We start from the raw sequence: 19,317 nt of genomic DNA on the forward strand, positions 1-19,317 counted from the left end.
TCGTATCGCCGGTGTCACTGCCCGGGGGGGGCGTCAGGGGAGGAGCGGCGTCCGGCCAGCGGCGCTGCTTCCGTGTCCGGCTTCACTGTCGGGAATGATTCACCCCCCTGGGCAACGGTGCCGGTGGCCTGGGGCGCACGGATGACCGGGCCAAACGAGGTCGTTACGGGCTGGTTGGCCTGCGCTGGCGCTGCAACAGCATCCTGCATGACAGCGGGTTTTGCCGGGCCGGCGGGCGCTGTGGCGGAGCCGTCCTGCACCTTGGCGGCCTTCACCGCGGACGGCTTGGCGTGCTTGCGCTTCTGCTTCGGGCTGGCGGGCGCGGCCGGGGCCGAGGCAGCGCTCGTGTCCGCCGGGGCGGACTGCTGCGCGAGACCGGAACCGGCGCACAGGCCGGCGAGCAGCAGACCGGGGACCAACGAACGAAGCGTAGCTCTGGAGCAAAGACGCATGAACATTCCTCAGCAGCAGCGCGCGCGGGCGAGCGAGCCTGCCTGCCGGCCGCGCTCTTGAGGCGCCGGTCCGGGGGTGAAGGAGGACAGCAGGCCAGGCAGCAACATCACCGAGCCAGAACCAGGTCAACCGTGGTGGACTGCGTGATCGTTGTACCGCCGTTGAGGCCACTGGCCGAGACGGTGACGGTGTAGATCTTGTAGTGGTTCGGACCCGCACAACCGCTGATGCCAAGGCCCAACAACACAGTGCATGAGGCCAGCAGCCACAGACGCCGGCGGCGTGCTCCGCGACCGACAAAGAAGGAGCCCAGCGAGCCGCCCAGTCCGAGCGGCAGCATCGTCCATGCCAGCAGCGGGCTCGCCGGCTGCTGCGACGGCAGCGTTCCGGGTCTAAGCCGGCTCATCACGTTCGGCACATTCGTCTTATCCGCCGTCGCCGTAATGGTCATGGTCGAGGCACTGGCCGCCGTGCCGGCAAGGCTGACGCTCGCAGGCTCAAAGGCACAGCTTGCGCCCGCCGGCAAACCAGAGCAGCTGAGGGTGACGGCGCCTGTGAAGCCGCCGGTCGGGGTCAGCGTCACCGGATAGTGGACGGTGCCGTTGCGATCGATCTCCTGCTCGGGTGGCGTGCTGGCGATCGTGAAGCTACCGCCGGGCGTTCCCCCGCCACCACCACCACCACCGCCACCGCCCCCACCACCGCCTCCGCCGCCTCCACCACCGCCTGTGCCGGTGCTATCCGTCACAGTCAGGGTGCCGTCCACGACGGTCACGGCATAATTGCCGGGCTTGGTGTTCGCGCCAAAGGCGTAGGTTGCCGTGATCGGGTAGCCGCCCGCCGGGCTGGTCAGAACCGCCGTGGTGCTGAAGCTGGCCGTGATGCTCTGCCCGACCACGACGTTGGCAACGGTGCCAGTGAGAGTCGGGTTCGGCGTATTGATAGGCCGGGTCTGGTTATCGATCGTGATCGTCACCGGGCGCGGTACCACCGTGAGTGCGATCGTCACGGTGCTCGCCGGGTAGTTGGCATCGCCCGAGTAGCTCACGGTCACCGAGTAGGTGCCCACGTCCTCAAGCGTTGGCGAAGGCGAGCAGCTCAGCGGCCCATTCGCCGGGACTGGCTGCGCGGCGCACAGATTCACGCCGCCGATGCTGAAGGTCACGGTGCCGGTGGGCGCGGTGGTCTGGTTGCCGGTGATGCTCGAGCTCAGCGTGTAGGCGTCGCCATAGACGACCGTGACTGCCTGGTTCGTAATTGTGGTCTGCGGCGGCGGCGGCGCCGTGCAGAGCAGGGTGATCTGCTGATCGGGGGTGACTGAACTGTCGCCCTTGTCGAAGTAATGAGCCGTCAGGGTGCCGGGAACCTGCGGATTGCAGACGAATGCAGCGTTGCAGGTCGCGCCGATTGTCAGAGCGCCACCGCAGAGACTCGACGGTGTGTACACCGAAAAGTTCGTCGTGTCATCGAGACCGGGCTGTCCCAGCGGGTTCAGTACGAAGTTTCCGGCGTTCCACAGCGTGGTGAGCTGCGGCGGGCTGGTCATGCCGATCTTCACGGTGCCGAAGTCGAGCGTCGGGAAGGCGTAGGTGATCGCGCGCAACGCACCATTGCCGCTGTCCGCCAGGTAGACGTTGGCCGAGCCATCGACCGCCACCGCGAGCGGACCGCTTAGCGTGGCTACGTTCGAGGGACCGCCATCGCCCGTGTACCCCGGAGTGCCGCTGCCGGCCAAAATCTGCACGCCAGGGTTCTGCGCGCTTCCCTTGAAGACCAGCAGGAGGCGGCTGGTGGCCGCATCCGCGATGAAGATGTCGCCGGCCGGGTCGGCGCTCACGCCGCTAATGCCGGGGAGCGCGATACCGCCCGGAGTCGTCTGGTCGACATCGGTCGTCGTGCCATTGCCGGCGAAGTAGCGGATGAAGCCGCCGGGCGTGATCACGTAGACGCGATACGCGCCGCGATCGCCAACGTAGAGATCGCCTGCCGCGTCGAGATAAAGCGCGGAAGGATGGACAAACTGGGCCGCGGTGGCGAGCACGTTGTTCGGTGCACGGGTACCGCCGCCGGCTACAATCGCCCGCTGACCGCCGGCGTAGATCTTCTGCACATCGACCCGGACGGCGCCGTCTTCGGCGACATAGATATTGCTAAGCGGATCAATGACCAGCGCCACGGGATGGTCGAGGCCGGTGACCACTGCGGAGGTCGTCGGAGTCGCCTGCGGGTCGTAGCGCAAAACGGAGTTGGTGGCTGCATCCGCGATGTAGAGGTTGCCGGCGGCATCCAGAGCCAGCGCGGTCGGCGAGCCTACGCCACCGGGCGCAATCAACTGCACAGGGGTGGACGAGCCGGCGGCGAGCTCGGAGACCGAGCCGTTCCCCGGTCCGGTGCCGCTGTCCGCGTAGTAGACGTTGCCAGCGCCGTCGATCGCCACAGCGACCGGGGAGGCGAGCGAGCCGGTCACGGTGTTGATCTTGCCCGGCAGAAACAGTGCCTCTGCGCTCTGGCCCACGCCGCTGAGGCCGAACTGGTACGTCTTCGCCGGCGATGGCGTCGCATCCGTGATGGTGAGCGGCGCTGTGCGCAACCCAGGCAGCACGGGGTGGAACTTGACCGAGATCTCGCAGGTTTCTACCTGTCCTGGATTCGGCGCCGGCAAGGCCCCGGTGCAGGTGTTGCCAACGACCGAAAAGTCCCCGGCGACGGAGCTCGCCAGGTTTACGGCGCTCAGCACCTCGAAGTAGATCGGCTGGAGCTGGCTGGTGCCGCCCACATTGACTTCAGGGAAGCTCAGTCCGGAGAGGATGCGTACGTTGTTGTTCCCGGGATCGGCAAGGTACAGGTTGCCCGCGCGGTCGGCGCCCAGGCCATTCGCATTTGCGAGTGGCACCCCGACCGCGGCAAGCCCTTCCTGATTAAAGTTGTAGGCGCCGGTGAGCCCGTTGCCACCGGTCGGGATCAACGATGTGCCCTGCAGCTCAAAGAGCTTCGCGGCCGCGTTGTCCATGATGAAGAGGCGCCCGACCGCATCCGAGACCACGCTGACCGGCTTCTGCAGTGCCGTCGCGGCATTGCCCAGGCCATCGTTGGCGCATTTGCCGGCTGCGACCAGGGGCACGCCCGCGCTGGATACTTCGCGCACACACGCATTGGCGGAGTCGGCGATATAGAGATCGCCGACCGGGTCAACCGTCAGACCCAGCGGCGCGTTCAGGATGGTGCCGCCCGCAATCCCGGCGCACTGGTTGGAGACGACCGGAGACGGTGCCCCGCTGAGCAGGCACACGGAGCTGTAACCGCTCGACGCATCGGCGCGCAGCACCTGGAAGACGCCGTCCGTTGTGTCGCTGATCGCGATGTAGAGATTGTCGGCCGCGTCGACCGCCAGGCCCGCTGGCGCCGGTGCCGGCGAAGCTGTGCTGGCCTGGGTGCAGTTGCCCACGAGCGGCGCAAGCGATCCGATGCCGCTGCCCGAGAGGACACGCACGCAGTTGTGTCCTGTGTCCGCGACGAAGACCTTGCCGGTGCTCGAAACCGCAATACCGAGCGGGCCCAGGACTCCGGTCGTCGGATCGGCAGTCACGCCCGATGCATTGGTGCAGGTGTCTCCACCGCCCCCGGGCTGGCCCACCAGCACCGTCATCTGGCCGCTCGAATCCACGCGACGGATGCAGTTGTTTCCGGTGTCGGCGATCAGCAGGTTTCCGCTGGGGTCGGCGGTGACGTAGGTCGGGGCATTCAATGCAGTGTTGGCGGCCAGCCCCGTATCCGCGACCGGCGAAGCGCTCCGATTGCTGGCACCGGCAAAACGAACGACGCTGGGCACCAGGCGGATGGACTGACCCACGGCAGCAACGCCCGTAAGCGCGGCAGCCACGGCCAGAACAGCGGCACGCCGGACCCACGTCCGGGGGTGCGCTGCCTGGGGGCCACCTGCATCACTGCCAAACCCGTGCTGCCACTGTGTCATCGTCCGCTCCGCATCCTTCTGCCGTCGGGGTGACGGAGCGCTCATCAGCGGCGCCCTCTGCACCCAGCCGGGAGACAGCCGGCCCGGGTTAGGGCTGGCCGCCTGTATGGCTTCCACTGTTCGTCATCCGTAGGGGAGAGACGAGGAAGGATCTGTCCCGAAATGGGCATAAATCTTCCGGTAGTGGGAAGTTCGCCCTATTCAAGCACACGGGGAGTTACGAGAGTATGCAACTATCGCGCCAGATGCGGGTACCGAATCTGTTTCGTAACTAGCAGAAATGACAGGAAAGTAACGGCTGCGGGGACGTGTTCAGGCCGGCGGCTGCGACCGGATGACCACCGCCGGGCGCTCGCTTTCCAGGCGATACGCATCAACGGACGCGGGCACTACGACCGCTCGCCCGGCGACCAGCTCCACCGGGGCGGCTCCCGCCACCTGGATGACGGCGCTGCCCTCGACCGCCACCAGGGCGTGGGGCACGTGGGTGGCCAATTCGGAGACGAACGGCCGATCCGACCGGACCTCGAGGCGATCGACGGTGAAGTATTGCTGGGCGATCAGCCGGGTCCGGGCGCCCTCGACCTGCGGAGCGACCTTGCCGGCGGCAGTACGCAGCCGCGTCGCCCCCAGCCCCTGCTCGATGTGCAGCTCGCGGGGGCGTCCGTAGTCGTAGAGCCGGTAGGTGATGTCGGAGGTCTGTTGCGTCTCGAGCAGCACGACGCCGGGCCCGATGGCATGGACGGTGCCGGCATCGACGAAGATCATGTCGCCGCGCTCGACCGGCACCTGCTCCACCATCGCCTCGAGCGTGTGGTTGGCAATGGCGGCCCGCATCGCTTCGACCGTGCTGCCCGGCTTCATGCCGAGCGCGACCGCTGCGCCGGGCGCCGCATCGAGCACATACCAGCACTCGGTCTTGCCGCGTGGCTGGCCGCTCTGTTGTGCCAGTGTGTCGTCCGGATGCACCTGGACCGAGAGCTTGTCATGCGGAAACAGTATCTTCAGCAGCAGCGGGTAATCGCCGACCTCGTTGCGATGCGGCCCGAGCAGCGCGTCCGGGTAGGAGCTGGCCACGTCGGCCAGTGTGCGGCCCTGCTCCGGGCCACTCTCGACAGTGCACTGCGGCCCGGTCAGCCACGCCTCGCCCACTGGCTCGACCGGATGGTAGTCGTACCAGGGCGACAGGTCCGTTGTGCCCCAGGGGCGGGGGCTGAAAAAGGGAGCGACACGGAAGGGAGCGAGGACGGGAGCAGACATGACCGCACCAGCATCGCATGACGCTCGTGCAAGACGAAGCCAGGACTCACTCGTGGCGGCTGGTGACGACCACGACAGACGCTTCACCGTTGGAACTGCTGCGGCAGGCGCCGACGCTGACCTGATCGTCTGTGCTTTCGCGCAGAGTCACAAGCTGTTCGTCCGGGATCGCGGCTGATCTGCCACGGAACACCACGATGTGCCCGCTCTGGTGCTCGCGCTTCAGGCGAGCCTGGACTGGCCCAAGGGAAGGCTCCCGCAGTGCGCTCACTTCGCAGGCCACGCTGTCTATATAGCTGCTATCGATCGATCGCAGCACAGGCCTGCCGACCGCACTTCGCGCCTTGTCGATCTGGTCGAGCACGTCTCGCTTGAGCGCAGGCATGTCGGGGAGTTCTGCCGGAATGGCAAGCTCAGCCACCGCGACGATGCGCTGCTTGCTGGCTTGAGCAGTCACGGCGAGCGCCACCGGTCCTGGGGAGGCGAGCAGGCGATTGCGGAGCAAGGTGTCGCAGAGCTGCGATCGATCAGACTCGGCCACCGAGTTCACCGTCTCGCTCGCGTCCTGGGCGGTGAATCCGACGGCTTGTAGTTGTTGGTCGAGGTCGCTCTGCGGCTCGGAGGCTGCCGCGTCCGCCCCGGCGACTAATTTGGCCGTGCGCTGCTGCGCGAACGCGTTCAATGGCTCGCTCGAACTGAAGGCAGGTAGCCCTCGCACGGCGCGCGCCTGCTCGAAGCACGCGCGCAGCTCCGCGGTGATGTCCTCGTCGCCCCGCGTGCTGGCCGATTTGGCGGGGCTGCCGTCGTGGAGCGGGCTGTCGAGGTAGGCGAGTAGCGTGCACAGGTATTGGTAGGTCGTGTAGTACGCCTTGGGATCGAGCGCCGTGAGTTCCTGCGAGATATAACCGAAGCCGGCCGGGTTCGGAGCGGGCTTCGACCCGGGCGAGGTGATCAGCACGCGCTTGTCCGAGAAGGTCGCATCCAGCCCCTTCAGGACACTCGGACAGGGCAGGGAGCTCTCGGACATGATCGGGACGCCCATGGTCGAGGCGGTTCCAGCCAGCGCCTGCTGCAGCGGCGAACGGCGCTTGGCGCAGGCAACGATGGGGTCCGCCCGCCCCACTTGCGACACCAGCAGCACAGCCGAAACCGTCCGCTGCCCGACGCCCTGGATCCTGTCGATGAGTCCGCGCAGCGCCGCCTGGTCGTCCGGATCGCTGTCGAGTGCAGCGAAGATGTGCGTGGATTTGCTCTCCACCCCGAACGCCGACTCCGCCAGCAGGGGCAGCAGGACGAGTGGCGCATTTTCGACCTGGATCTCGCGATGCTTCCCCGCTTTGGGCAGGAACGTGACGACCAGGACCACGGCCGAGGTCTGGCCCGGGACGGTGCACACGAGGCCCTTGGGCGTGTCCTGCGGTTTGCAGAGACCCTTGCCGAAGCCGATCTGGTCGAACTGGTGCTCGATCGTCTGCATCTGCTGGGCCGCCCCGGTGGGGAAGGTCGCAAGCCGCCGGTCGAGCACGCCGGGGTCCACGCGCAGATACATAATGTGGCGGCGCGGTGCCCCATGCAGCAGGCCAGCGCAGGCGCACACCATGAGCAGGATGGCCGTACGGATGACTGCGCGTATCGCTGGCCCCAAACCCGTACTCCTCACAAGGCGCTATGCGGTTGCGAGCCAATTCCAGCCGCCGCGGCCAGGCCCGGGCATCCGCTTCGCTCCGCGGTCGATGCTTCGCGCAGGCGCGTCTGATAGTAGACGCGATCGCTGCGGACTTTGCCTCACGATTCACAGTGGCGGGCTATCTTTCGGCCTCGGGCATCTTTCGCGTGAGCGAAGTATCGAACTGTTCGGAGACATAAGCATGGAGAGCATGAGCATGAAGCGTCGCAAGCTGGGATCGCAGGGGCTCGAGGTGAGCGAGCTGGGACTGGGGTGCATGGGGATGTCCGAGTTCTACGGCACGGCCGATCCGTACGAGTCGGAGGCGACGATCGAGCGCGCGATCGAGCTCGGCATCGACTTCTTCGATACCTCCGACATCTACGGCCCGTTCACCAACGAAGAGCTTGTCGGCCGCGTGCTGCTTCCCCACCGCAGCAAGGTGAAGGTCGCGACCAAGTTCGGCATCGTGCGCAAGAAGGAGGACCCGTCCTTCCGCGCGATCGACGGCAGCCCCGCGTACGTGCGGCAAGCGTGCGAGGCCAGCCTGCGTCGGCTCGGCATCGAGACGATCGACCTCTACTACCAGCACCGAGTCGACCCGAAGACGCCGATTGAGGAGACGGTGGGCGCCATGGCCGAGCTCGTCAGCGAGGGCAAGGTGCGCTACCTCGGGCTCTCGGAAGCCGGTGCGGAGACGATCCGGCGGGCGCACCGCACCCATCCGATCAGTGCGCTGCAGACGGAGTACTCGCTTTGGTCGCGTGACCCGGAGGAGCAGATTCTGCCGACAGTGCGTGAGCTCGGCATCGGCTTTGTGGCGTACTCGCCGCTTGGCCGCGGTTTCCTGACCGGACAGATCCAGCGCTATGAGGACCTGGCGGCGGACGACTTCCGCCGCAACTCGCCGCGCTTCCAGGGCGAGAATTTCGATCGCAACCTGGCCCTGGTCAGCAAGGTGAGGGAGATCGCTGCCAGCAAGCAGGTGGAGGCGTCGCAGTTGGCGCTCGCCTGGGTGCTGGCGCAGGGTGACGATATTGTGCCGATCCCCGGCACAAAGCGGCGCAGCTATCTCGAAGAGAATGCAGCCGCCGTCAACGTCCAGCTCACACGCGACGAACTCGCCGCCCTCGATGCGATTTCACCGCGCGGTGCAGCCGCCGGGGAGCGCTATGGCGTTGGGGGTATGCAGATGGTGAACCTGTAACCTGCAACAGAACGTTTTCGGGGAGGGCAGCGGTGGCTCAGCAAGCGGAAGGCACGTTCGAAGTAAAAGTAACGCCAGTCGAGGCGTCACCGATCGGCAAACAGGGCGACCTCGGACGCATGACACTCGACAAGACGTTCGCCGGGGCGCTGACCGGGGCCAGTCGCGGTGAAATGCTGACCGCGAACACTGAGGAGTCGGGCGCGATGGCCTATGTCGCACTCGAGCGCTTTACCGGGACCGTGGACGGCCGCAGCGGCAGCTTTCTACTGGCCCATCGGGCCTCGATGCTCAAGCGGGACCCGTCTTCCGCGGTGATGGAGGTTCGGGTCGTGCCTGCGTCCGGAACCGGCGAACTGGCCGGACTCGAGGGCGTGATGCTCATCCGCATGGACGCGGGGCAGCACTCCTACTCGTTCGAGTACTCGCTCCCTCATGCCTCGTGATTGAGTTAGGCGCGCGCTTTTAGGCGATGAGATGGCGAAGGTGACGATTGAGTCAGCCAATGCACTGAATCCTGTGCTCTATACTCACGGTCCCGGGCTCACTCGACACGAGGCAGGACGCGAATGGCATCGACGGTTTGGAAGGGCTTTATCTCGTTCGGACTGGTCTCCGTGCCGGTGCGCTTGTACGCGGCCGCGCGCGAGGAGCATGTCAGCTTCAACCAGATTCACTCCGAGTGCGGCGGCCGCATCAAGCAGCAGATCTTCTGCCCACAGTGCGACCGCGTTGTGGAACGCAACGAGTTACAGAAAGGCTACGAGGTCGACAAGGGCACGTATGTGATCGTGAGCCCGGATGAGCTCAAGGCGCTCGAGTCGAGCTCGTCCGACGTGATGGAGATCCAGCAGTTCGTGTCGCTTGAAGAGGTCGACCCGATCTACTTTCAGACCTCGTACTACTCAGCCGCCGAAGAGAGCGGCAAGCGCGCCTACAACCTGCTGTTTCGCGGCATGGTGCGGGAGAAGCTCGCGGCCATCGCCCGGGTGACGATGGGCGGACGCGAGCAGGTGGTGCTAATCCGGCCGTACGACGGCGGCATGCTGCTGCACACCCTCTACTACGCTGCCGAGGTGCGCGAGGTCGCCGAATACGGCCATGACACAGAGGCCGAGGTGCCGGAGCAGGAGGTCGCGCTCGCCGAGAAGTTCATGGAGGCGCTGCGCGCGCCCTTCGCGCCGGAGCAGTTCATCGATGCATACAAAGACAAGGTGCTCTCGTTGGTCGAAAGCAAGCGCGCCGGCATGGCTCCCGAGGCAGGCGAAGAGAAGCGGCGGCTCGCCCCGGTGGTCGACTTGATGACTGCGTTGAAGCAGAGCCTCGCGGCCAAAGAAGCCGCGAAGGACACGGCCGGACCAGCGGCGGGACCGGCACTGGTCCCGCCGGCTGCACAGAAGAAAGAGCCGCAGCGCGCTGCCAAGGACGGCGGCACGGAGAAGGCTCCCGGCAAAGGGCGACGCAGCAAAGCTGTCTAGGCAGGACCTGCTGGATGGGCGGCGACGAAGGCGAGCCTGCGGGCGATGCTATGCTTCTCCTGCTCAGCCGCCCCGGGGTGCGCTCCGGGTGCGCTCCGGGTCCGCTACGGGGGTTCGCGCCCTGCGCTTGAGTCCGCGAGGGCAATGGCTGGTTTGCGGTTGATGAGGATGGGCCTTCCCGCTTCCCGAACAGCAACGCGTGTCGTCCCCGCCTGGCTGGCGTGGGGACTGCTCGCGGTCTGGATAGCGCTCAGCAGCTCTGCCGGGGCACAGCCAGCAAGACCAGCAGCGCAGCCGACACCGGTTCGCTCCGCAGACGCATCCTGCGCAGGATGCCATCGCGCCATCTTCGAATCGTATCTCCGCACACCCATGGCGAACGGAAGCGGGCTCGCCGCGGACGCCCTGCTGCCGGGCGACTTCGTCCATGCCGCATCCGGCGCGTCGTATCACCTGCAGCCCGGCGCGCATGGTCCCGTTCTCTCCTACCAGGTTGCGCGGAAGGGGTTCTCAGCCCAGCAGCCGTTGCTCTACTACCTGGGCTCCGGCAACCTCGGCCGCACCTACCTCTACACGATCGATGGCTATCTGCTCGAGTCTCCGGTCGCCTACTATTCGTCGCTGCATGGCTACGCAATGGCGCCCGGGCTCGCGGGGGTGTCGAGTGTGCCGGACGCGCTGCCGATGAAGGCGCGTTGCATGCGGTGCCACATGAGCGGTGTACACAAGCCGCTGCCAGGCGACGGCAATCACTTCGCGGGCCTGCCATTTCTGCATGGCGGCATCACCTGCGAAGAGTGCCACGGAGAGAGCACGCGCCATGTGCAGAGCAAAGGCAAGCAGCGCACGGTGAATCCTGCCACCCTGAATGCGGCGGCGCGGGATTCGGTGTGCATCCGCTGTCACCTCGAAGGCGATACCAGCGTCGAGCTTCCCGGCCAGTCCGTGCTGGACTACAAGGCCGGTGACGACATACGGCACTACCTCAGCTACTTTGTCGTGCCTTCGAACTCAGGACGAAGCGTGACCGAGGTGGAGCAACTCAGCCAGAGCCAGTGCAAGCGAGCCAGTGGCGACCGGATGTCCTGCACAAGCTGCCACGATCCGCACATGCGCCCCGATCCCGAGCAGCGTGTCAGCTTCTACCGCGGCAAATGTCTCGCGTGCCATAGCGACGCTGGCTTTGCGCAGAGCCACCACCCGGAGAACCGGGACTGCACCTCGTGTCATATGCCCAAGTCCGAAGTGCGCGACACGCCCCACGTCGCCTGGACGGATCACCGGATTTTGCGGCTCCCGGAACATGTCACCAGCGCGGATACGCATCTAGAGGATGTAAAGCCGATCCTTCCGGGAGAGACCGTGACGCCCCGGGAACTCGGACTGGCTTACTACGATCTTCTGCTCAAGGGAGAGCCGCAGTGGGCCGAGCGCGCGACGGCATCCCTCGATCAGGCATGGAGGGTGGACCCCTCCGATGCGCAGGTCGCGACCGCTCTCGCCTTCCTCTACCAGGGACGGGGGCGTCTGAACGATGCGCGACAGCTCTACGATGCCGCGCTGAAGGCTCACCCCGACGACGTGGAAGCCACGAACAACCTTGCGCTTCTGCTGGCACGGCAAGGCGACTTGTCCACGGCGGAAACAATGTGGAAGCGTGCGTTCACCGCAGCGCAGGATCGCGAAGCCATCGGCGAGAACCTGGCCATCGCGGACTGCATGCTGGGCCGGACCAGCGATGACCAGGAAGTGCTACGCACGGTCCTCAAGTTCAGCCCAGCCTCGACCCGCGCACGCGAGAAGCTGGACCTGGTGAATGGCGGCGGGTGCTCGCGCTGAGCACCCAGACCGGCTTCGCGGCAGATACACGGCACGTCGCTAGGACTGCGACACTTTCTCTCTTGGCGCGACTGGCGTGATTGAGGCGCCGCTGCTCCCCTGCGGCTCGGCATAGGTCAGATCGGCGTGATGCGGGCTGGGGTGCCGCACCTTCGAGATGCGGCCCTGCTCGCGCATGCGGCGGTCGGCTTCTTTCCACGTGGGCAGCACCGGGTTCTCCTGCGTCCAGTGCGCGACGGAGGCCTCATCGCACCAGTTCATCAGTTTGGGCATCGCCTGCTTGTGCGGGCCGCTCACCATGTAGGCGCGCATGGCGGCTTCGCTCTCCCACGCAGTCAGTGTCCAGAAAGTCCACTTGCGGTCGGCAAGCAGCGAACCATTCAGAAAGCCTGCGGCCTTGCTCGCCTGGCGTCGTGAGCGAACGGCATGAATGGCGAACAGGGGCAGAAAGCGGAGGGCGCGGACCCGGAGGCGCGTCAGACTGACGAAGACCATGTGTCCGTTGTAGCGGTCGGCGAGCGACGCCGCCAGTCTTTTCGTGTGGTCGTTCACACAGGACAGAAATTGCAAGTCCAGTAAGCAGGGTGGCGAAATCAGCGTCCGACTAGCTGAAGCAACTCAGGAACCCACCAGATAGACGAACGTCTTCCAGAACTTCCTCTGTAGACCATAATTACCTGCTTTCGTTCTAGAGCTTGCAACATGCTCATGAGCGTCGGCTTACTGGGAGCATCTCCTTTCCATCGCAGTTGACTCGCCTGAAAATACTGCATCTGGAATACACAGTCGAGCAAAGGCACTGCATATCGAGAATTGGTTATTAAGATAAAACGCTCTTTCAGGCTTTCATACAGTGTCAGGATAGCGTCTGCCGTCTTAACGTTGTTCACCGCCTGCGAGGTGATTGCTTCCAGAAAGAACTCGGTCCAATTGCGCCAGGAGGTCTTTGTGCGGCCTAGATCATTCAGCCTGCCTATGTAAGTCTCACGATGCTCCTCAAGATATTCAGACATATAGAAATTCGGTTGAGAAAGGAGCCCTTTCTCAAATAGGAAGATCGGAATGAGGATCCTACCGATGCGGCCGTTGCCATCTAAAAAAGGGTGAAGGAACTCAAATTGAGCATGTATCAACGCTAGGCGTACTAACGGATCGTCATCAGAGTGGTAGTAGCTTTCCCAGTTTCGCAATGAATGCTGAAGTTTTGTCCAATCCGGCGGTGTAAACCGGATCTGCTCAATACCTCCCACGCGAGAACCTATATAATTTTGCTGCCTTCTGAATTCACCCGGAGCCTTGTTGTAGCCTCGAACGCTCGACAAGAGAATTCTATGGAGTTCGAGGAGCAAGTTAAGGTTAAAAGGGCGCCTTTTTAGCTCCTCCGTGGCTGCATCGAGCGCAGTTCTGTAGTTCAGAATTTCTTCGATGTCATGACGTCGTGACTCTCGTTGCGGTGGCTCACCAGCTTCGAACTGTAGGACCTCACTCATGGTCGCCAACGTTCCCTCGATGCGAGAGGACAACACGGCCTCCTGCAAGCGCAAAGGCGAGAGAAGCAGATCACTGTTGGGGAGGCGTCGCAGCATGCCGTTGTACTCGGCCACACTGCGGTTCGCTCGACCCAATGCTGGGATTAATGCGAGCCAGTCTGCTTTCGTCAGGATTGGCAGGTCGAGGGGGCTGGCCGGACGCATCTTGCGAGTTTAGAACTTCATCTTCTTTACGTAAATAAAGAGCCTGTTTTCTTTACACAAAGAGATTGACCGTAAAGTTCCTTTACTCAAATCCGATGAAGGGCACAACTTGGAGGTCAAACTCCCGCGGGAAGTACAAGATGTTGCGATTTGCCACGGACTCAAGTTTAGAAATGAGTTCCGGGCTGGCATGCACAGGGCAGCAGCGATTGCATTTATGGGGGCAATCTATCGAGGGGAGTGGAGGCGCGGGTGAGAATCGAACTCACGCATAAAGGTTTTGCAGACCTCTCCCTTACCACTTGGGTACCGCGCCGTCTTGCGGAGAGGATGAGGTGCGGTTGCGTTGACGGAACCGCTCACCCGGAACAAGCCTCGATCAGGCTTGCTCACTGGAGCGGGAGACGGGACTTGAACCCGCGACCCTCGCCTTGGCAAGGCGATGCTCTACCACTGAGCTACTCCCGCTGAAGTACTTGCTGAGTATAGCGACGGCCGGGATATGGGTCAAACCTGAGCAACGTGAGCGCACCAAGGGTCAGAAGCGCCTCCGGGAGCGGGCTGTTCCGGAGTTCGGGAGAACAGGTATATCGGCAGGGCGGAGATGTTCATCACTCGAAAGTCGTGGGGTACCCTGCCCCGGATTACTACAGTGGCCCGAATCGGGTAAATAAATTCCGCATGGTCGCGTAAAAATGACACGATCTTGCCTGTGAGAGCTGTCCAGAACAGCCCAAATGGGAGAGGCCCAGGAATCATGCTGAAATTTCTCTTGAACCGCATTCCACAAGTGACCGCTCGCCCGAACATTCTGATGATCGATGACGATTGCGACATTCGGACCGTTACCTCGCTCGTGCTGCTGACCAATGGCATGGGCGTGGTGCACGAAGCCGCGAACGGCCAGGAGGGCCTGGAGAGGGCACGCCAGCAGCGTCCTGACGTCATCCTGCTCGACTTCAAGCTGCCCGACATGTCGGGCGAGACCGTGCTTCAGCTACTCAAGGCCGATCCCTGGACCAAAGACATTCCTGTGGTGTTCTTCACGGCGCATGCTTCGGAGCGCCACCTCTTGCGGCAGCTTCCCATTGCCGGGCTGGTGCTGAAGCCATTCCATCCGTTCGAGCTGTGCGAGACGATCCGCCGCGCCATGAAGGGGGAGACCCGGATCGATCGAAAGACGATTACCGCGGCCCATCTGCGTCCTGCTCCAGCCACGCAGGCTACAGCCTGAGCTAGTGCCGGACGGCGTCTGCCGGGGACACGCGGAAGTCATTCTCGATCAGCTGACCGTCACGGATGTGCAGGATGCGGTCACCGATTACAGCCGCCTCGGGATTGTGCGTGATCATCAACACCGTCTGCCCGAGCTGCTGATTCGAGTGGCGCAGCATACCCAGCACGATGTCCGAGTTGGCCGTGTCCAGATTGCCGGTCGGCTCATCCGCCAGCACCAGGGCGGGCCGCGTGATCAAGGCGCGGGCGATGGCGACGCGCTGCTGCTCTCCGCCCGAGAGCTCGGATGGCCGATGATCGAGCCGTGCTTCGACGCCAAGCATCTGCGCCAGCTGCGATAAGTAACCGCGATCGAGCGGCGGAAGTCCGCCAGCCTGACGGGCACTGATCTCGTAGGCGATCTCGATGTTGTCGCGCGCGCTCAGCGTGGGCAGCAGGTTGAACTTCTGGAAGACAAACCCGATCTTGCGGCCGCGCAACGCGGTGCGCTCCGCGTCCGGCAGCGCGGCGAAATCGACACCGTCGATAAGAATCGTGCCCGCGGTGGCGCGGGTGAGCCCGCCAAGCAGGTAAAAGAGTGTGGACTTGCCGCTGCCGGATGGACCAACGATGGTGACGAATTCACCGCGCTCCACCGAGAAGGTGGCCTCGCGCAGCGCCGGAACGGTGATGCGTCCGGAGCGGTAAGTTTTACTGAGACCCTGAGCGACGATGATGGGCGGCACCTGCCGATTGTATCGTCGCTTGCGCTGCCGGGAGAGCGCACGGCGTCGGGGCCGTTGGCGAAGAAGCGACCAGAGGTGAAGCTGTCGGCGGAGAAGCGGTCGGCGGAAAGGCAGCCAGCAGAATCCGTGACTAGCCACCTATACGCTGAGCGCTTCTCTGACGTCGTCGGTCGGCTAGCCGGCTGCCGAGACGGGGTTCGGCCGCGGGCTGCCCATCGCGATCGCGGTTCCGTTCGCCTCACGCGCATTCAGGGCGGCCACGTCGGCGTCTGCCGGCTGCGCCTTCCGCGGGCCGCGCTTGCGCGCGATCATTACGCGGATGCGCTCCAGCACCTCGAGCGGGGTGCAGGCGCCCTTGGGCAGAAAGGCGTCGGCGCTCGACGCGCGCTCGAAGTTCTTGACGCTCCCGCTCAGGATGATCGTCGGCACCTCGGGCGAGATCGCCTTCATGCGCCGGATGAGTTCGTTGCCGTCCATCTGCGGCATGATCAGGTCGCTCAGCACCAGGTCGACATTGCCGGCGGAGAAGATCTCCAGCGCCTCCGCGGCAGTGTGCGCGGTGACGACGCGATAGCCGCGTGTTTCCAGCATGAACTTGCGAACCGAGAGTGCCTGCTCATTGTCATCCACGCAGAGAATCGTCTTACGAGGCCGCATCCAGAATGTCCTTCTGTCCCTCTTCGGGGACCGTACTGCGCCTGTCTGCACCCGCCGGGCGAGCGAGTGCGGCAGAGCTGATTGTGGTCGCCGCATGCCGGCCCCGGCATGCAGGACAAGGCTGACGCCATTCACGATTGAGGAGAGACTGCAGCATCACAGCCTGTCTTCAAGAAGCGCGAGGATGAGGAGAGAACGGTGAGGCGATCCGCGTTGACTGCTTCCAAGGGCGAAGCAGTTGCAGGTCACTCCGTCCGCATCCAGAACACGCTCTGTGCGCGGTGCCGCTTTGTCCGGGCACACTGGGGCCCGGTTTGCGGAGAGCGGGATACGCCCGAAGTGTGCTTGCCAGCGCTTGCTTGTGGGGACTGGGTCCGGTCGACCGGCAATGCAACTGCCGGAGATGCCAGACGACATCCAGTCAGGACAAGCGAACGCACACACCCGATATCGCGCCTCGCTCTAACTCAAATTGTCGGATTTAGCGAATCTTTTGTTGTGCGGAACGGTACGAATCACCGCGACAACGAAGCCGAGACTACGGGCTCACCGAGGTGCACGCAACGGAGAAGAAGTGGCGAAGCTTAAGCACATATTTGCTGTTGCGTTTCGCAGCAAAGTGCGTTTCCCCCGTCTCTTCTGTGGTTCCCGCTGCGCTGCTTTGTTGAAAGCGTGTGAATCGCTCTCGGATAAGTCGTCCGCTTGCACGTTGCAGTGTGCGGTGCCGCTCAAATTTTTGACAGGTGCTTTCGGTTGCACTGGCCTACACGAATCCAGCGCGGCCGTCGAGGCGCATGCGTGCAAGTCGCTATTCCTTGATGTCGGCGATGTCCGCGGCATCTGCCGGCGCGCTCGGCACATTAGCGAGCGGCTTGCGTGCGAAGTAGTAGAGCGAGAAGGCCAGCAGCCCGAACATCAAGACCGACACGCCGTCATGGTGCAGGAAGTTGGTCTGCGGGAATTGCAGCAGGTCGCCCTTGTCGAACAGGTTCTCGTACGCGCGCAGCGCCACGCCGAGCAGGCCCACGATGCCGCCAGCCGCGATGAGTCCCGACGCGTAGAGCGAGCCGGGGCTGATCTCGCTGTCCGAGTCGGCGGCTGCGCCGGACTTCGCCGCTGCCTGGTCGACCAGCCAGCGCACCACGCCGCCGCAGAAGATGGCGAGGGTGGTCGCGATCGACAGGTAGGCGCCGACCGCGAATGAGAGCGAGCGGATGCCCAGCAGCTCGACCGCGATCACGACGAAGACACCCAGCAGCACCAGCCCCCATGGCAGTTTGCGGCTGAGGATGCCGCTGATCACGGTCGCCATCAGGCGGGCCTGCGGAGCCGCCGCCTTCTCGCTGCCGATGCCCTGCACCCATTGGATCTCGATCTGGTGCGTGGCGGGGCTGTAGAGGTACTTGCCGTCGGCGAGCTCGGGCGAACCAAGCGCGTTGAGCAGTGTGTACTGGCCGGCATCGCGCTCATCTTTCGTCGCCGCCGCTGTACCTTGCGCGCCTGCGTGCAGGACGTGAATGCGCGCATGCTGGAAGTGCTCCTGCTGGACGTGAACGCCCTCATGCGGAGCGCTGATGTCCCAGGTTCTCGGCGCGTCGCGGAACTCTTCGAGGCCACGATTCATCACGTTCAGCGTGAAGCCGATGATGACGGTCGAGACGACGACACCGATCATCAGCGCGACCTGCTGCTTCCAGGGCGTTGCGCCGATCAGGAAGCCGGTCTTCAGATCCTGCGACGTGTCGCCCGCATTCGAGGCAGCGATACAGACCACACCGCCGATGGTGATCGCGAGTGCACCAAAGGCCGGCGCCGTCCATCCGCTCACAAGAAAGATCGCTGCTGTCGCCATCAGGGTGGCAATGGTCATGCCGGAGACGGGCGACGCGGAGCTGCCGATGAGCCCGACAATGCGTGACGCGACCGTGACGAACAGGAAGCCGAAGATCACCACAAGCAGCGCCGCAGCGATGTTTGCCAGCACGGAGGTCTGTGCGCCCGGCACTGGTTTGAAGGTGAGAAAGATCACGGTGAGAATCACCAGCACCAGCGAACCGCCGAGCACGACGCTCATCGGCAGATCACGGTCCGTGCGCTCCGCGCTGCTCGCCGCGGCTCCCTTGCCGAACTCTTTTGCGCCGGAGCGCAGCGCGCCGAAGATGGTCGGCATGGTCTTGAGCAGCGTGATCAGTCCGGAGGCGGCCACGGCACCCGCGCCCATCGGCCGCACGTAGCTCGACCAGAGTTCGGAGGGTGACATCAGGCCCACGGGCTTGGTGCCGGGGTAGATCGGCGTGGGCACATGCGAGCCGAAGAAGTGGATGAGCGGCATGACGACGAGCCAGGAGAAGACGCCGCCCGCGAAGATGACGCCAGCCACGCGCGGCCCGATAATGTAACCGACGCCCAGGTATTCCGGCGTCACGTCGGCACGGATCGCGGAGCCCTTCAGCCACTTCGGCTGATAGTCCGGCGTGCCCGGCCATGCGGCGAAGAGATTGTCGTTCTGAAAGAGCGTGTACAGGCTGCCCAGACCGAGGCCAAAGAATACGCGGCTGGCGAAGGAGCCGCCCCGCTCGCCAGCGAGAAGCACATCGGCGCAGGCCGTGCCCTCGGGGTACGTGAGCGTGCCGTGCTCTTCGACGATCAACTGCCGCCGCAGCGGGATCATGAACAGCACGCCCAGCCAGCCGCCGAGCAGCGCGAGGAAGAAGATGCGGGCGTACTCAAGATCGAAGCCGAGGAAGACGAGCGCGGGCAGCGTGAAGATGACGCCGGAGGCGATCGACTGGCCGGCATTGCCCGTGGTCTGGACGATGTTGTTTTCCAGGATCGATGCGCGGCCAAGCGCACGCAGCACGCTGATCGAGAGCACCGAGATCGGGATCGACGCCGCAACTGTAAGCCCTGCGCGCAGCCCGACGTAGACCGTCACGGCGCCGAACAGGATGCCAAACAGCGAGCCCAGCAGCAGCGCGCGGGCGGTCAACTCCGGCCGCGTATCGGACGCAGCTACAAAGGGACGGAAGGTAGTGAGAGCTTTTTCGGTCGTCTCGGGCACGGGTGTCGGCTCCAGCAGTACGGGCTTGGCTTGCAGCGGGGGCGATCAGAAATGGCGAGTGTACCAGC

The 19,317-nt window shown here is 64.3% G+C and carries 15 protein-coding genes and 2 tRNA genes; 5 read left to right on the forward strand and 12 right to left on the reverse strand.

The window, feature by feature from the left end:
* Positions 1-14 precede the first annotated feature (14 nt).
* From AC5IJH_RS00260 to AC5IJH_RS00275, 4 genes are all read right to left on the reverse strand, one after another.
* Entirely contained in the window at positions 15-419 is a 405-nt protein-coding gene (locus tag AC5IJH_RS00260; protein ID WP_491900776.1) for a hypothetical protein, read from the reverse strand.
* 140 nt (positions 420-559) lie between these two features.
* The gene (locus AC5IJH_RS00265) at positions 560-4,426 is read right to left on the reverse strand and encodes an Ig-like domain repeat protein (RefSeq protein WP_491900777.1); all 3,867 of its coding nucleotides are present in this window, start codon (positions 4,424-4,426) and stop codon (positions 560-562) included.
* Between the two features lie 312 nt (positions 4,427-4,738).
* Positions 4,739-5,686 carry a type I phosphomannose isomerase catalytic subunit gene (locus AC5IJH_RS00270; RefSeq protein WP_491900778.1) on the reverse strand — a complete coding sequence of 316 codons (948 nt, stop codon included), beginning with the start codon at positions 5,684-5,686 and terminating at the stop codon, positions 4,739-4,741.
* 46 nt (positions 5,687-5,732) lie between these two features.
* On the reverse strand, positions 5,733-7,331 hold the full coding sequence (locus tag AC5IJH_RS00275) for a hypothetical protein (protein ID WP_491900779.1): 1,599 nt from the start codon (positions 7,329-7,331) through the stop codon (positions 5,733-5,735).
* Between the two features lie 238 nt (positions 7,332-7,569).
* On the opposite strand from AC5IJH_RS00275, the gene AC5IJH_RS00280 reads away from it, so the two are divergent.
* The 3 genes from AC5IJH_RS00280 to ku all read left to right on the forward strand — a co-directional run bounded on the left by AC5IJH_RS00280 (position 7,570) and on the right by ku (position 10,037).
* Positions 7,570-8,559, forward strand: a complete 990-nt coding sequence (locus AC5IJH_RS00280) for an aldo/keto reductase (RefSeq protein ID WP_491900780.1) — start codon at positions 7,570-7,572, stop codon at positions 8,557-8,559.
* Between the two features lie 32 nt (positions 8,560-8,591).
* Positions 8,592-9,005 (forward strand): DUF3224 domain-containing protein, encoded by a 414-nt coding sequence (locus tag AC5IJH_RS00285; RefSeq protein WP_491900781.1) that lies wholly within the window; start codon positions 8,592-8,594, stop codon positions 9,003-9,005.
* 123 nt (positions 9,006-9,128) lie between these two features.
* Entirely contained in the window at positions 9,129-10,037 is a 909-nt protein-coding gene (ku, locus tag AC5IJH_RS00290) for a non-homologous end joining protein Ku (RefSeq protein WP_491900782.1), read from the forward strand.
* 104 nt (positions 10,038-10,141) lie between these two features.
* On the opposite strand, the gene AC5IJH_RS00295 is transcribed toward ku, so the two are convergent.
* Positions 10,142-10,384: a hypothetical protein gene (locus tag AC5IJH_RS00295; protein ID WP_491900783.1), complete on the reverse strand. Its 243-nt coding sequence runs from the start codon at positions 10,382-10,384 to the stop codon at positions 10,142-10,144.
* Positions 10,385-10,409: 25 nt separating this feature from the next.
* On the opposite strand from AC5IJH_RS00295, the gene AC5IJH_RS00300 reads away from it, so the two are divergent.
* Positions 10,410-11,876 (forward strand): tetratricopeptide repeat protein, encoded by a 1,467-nt coding sequence (locus tag AC5IJH_RS00300; RefSeq protein WP_491900784.1) that lies wholly within the window; start codon positions 10,410-10,412, stop codon positions 11,874-11,876.
* Between the two features lie 39 nt (positions 11,877-11,915).
* Here AC5IJH_RS00300 and AC5IJH_RS00305 read toward each other — a convergent pair whose 3' ends face one another.
* From AC5IJH_RS00305 to AC5IJH_RS00320, 4 genes are all read right to left on the reverse strand, one after another.
* Positions 11,916-12,428 carry a DUF3291 domain-containing protein gene (locus AC5IJH_RS00305; protein ID WP_491900785.1) on the reverse strand — a complete coding sequence of 171 codons (513 nt, stop codon included), beginning with the start codon at positions 12,426-12,428 and terminating at the stop codon, positions 11,916-11,918.
* 41 nt (positions 12,429-12,469) lie between these two features.
* Positions 12,470-13,570, reverse strand: a complete 1,101-nt coding sequence (locus tag AC5IJH_RS00310; RefSeq protein ID WP_491900786.1) for a Fic family protein — start codon at positions 13,568-13,570, stop codon at positions 12,470-12,472.
* A 241-nt stretch (positions 13,571-13,811) separates the two neighbouring features.
* A tRNA-Cys gene (locus AC5IJH_RS00315) sits at positions 13,812-13,886 on the reverse strand.
* Positions 13,887-13,963: 77 nt separating this feature from the next.
* Positions 13,964-14,038: transfer RNA gene (locus AC5IJH_RS00320), tRNA-Gly, on the reverse strand.
* A 289-nt stretch (positions 14,039-14,327) separates the two neighbouring features.
* Here AC5IJH_RS00320 and AC5IJH_RS00325 point away from each other — a divergent pair.
* Complete coding sequence (locus AC5IJH_RS00325; protein WP_491900787.1) at positions 14,328-14,804, forward strand: response regulator; 477 nt, start codon at positions 14,328-14,330, stop codon at positions 14,802-14,804.
* 1 nt (position 14,805) lies between these two features.
* On the opposite strand, the gene AC5IJH_RS00330 is transcribed toward AC5IJH_RS00325, so the two are convergent.
* The 3 genes from AC5IJH_RS00330 to AC5IJH_RS00340 form a co-directional block, all read right to left on the reverse strand.
* Entirely contained in the window at positions 14,806-15,531 is a 726-nt protein-coding gene (locus AC5IJH_RS00330) for an ABC transporter ATP-binding protein (RefSeq protein ID WP_491900788.1), read from the reverse strand.
* A gap of 174 nt (positions 15,532-15,705) precedes the next feature.
* Positions 15,706-16,188, reverse strand: coding sequence for a response regulator (locus tag AC5IJH_RS00335; protein WP_491900789.1), 483 nt, complete (start codon positions 16,186-16,188; stop codon positions 15,706-15,708).
* Positions 16,189-16,996: 808 nt separating this feature from the next.
* A complete protein-coding gene (locus tag AC5IJH_RS00340) occupies positions 16,997-19,249 on the reverse strand; it encodes an OPT family oligopeptide transporter (protein ID WP_491900790.1) in 2,253 nt (750 codons plus the stop codon).
* Positions 19,250-19,317: the final 68 nt, after the last annotated feature.

The organism is Candidatus Dedyshia acidiphila, assembly GCF_051025295.1.
GTDB lineage: Bacteria > Acidobacteriota > Terriglobia > Terriglobales > Acidobacteriaceae > KBS-83.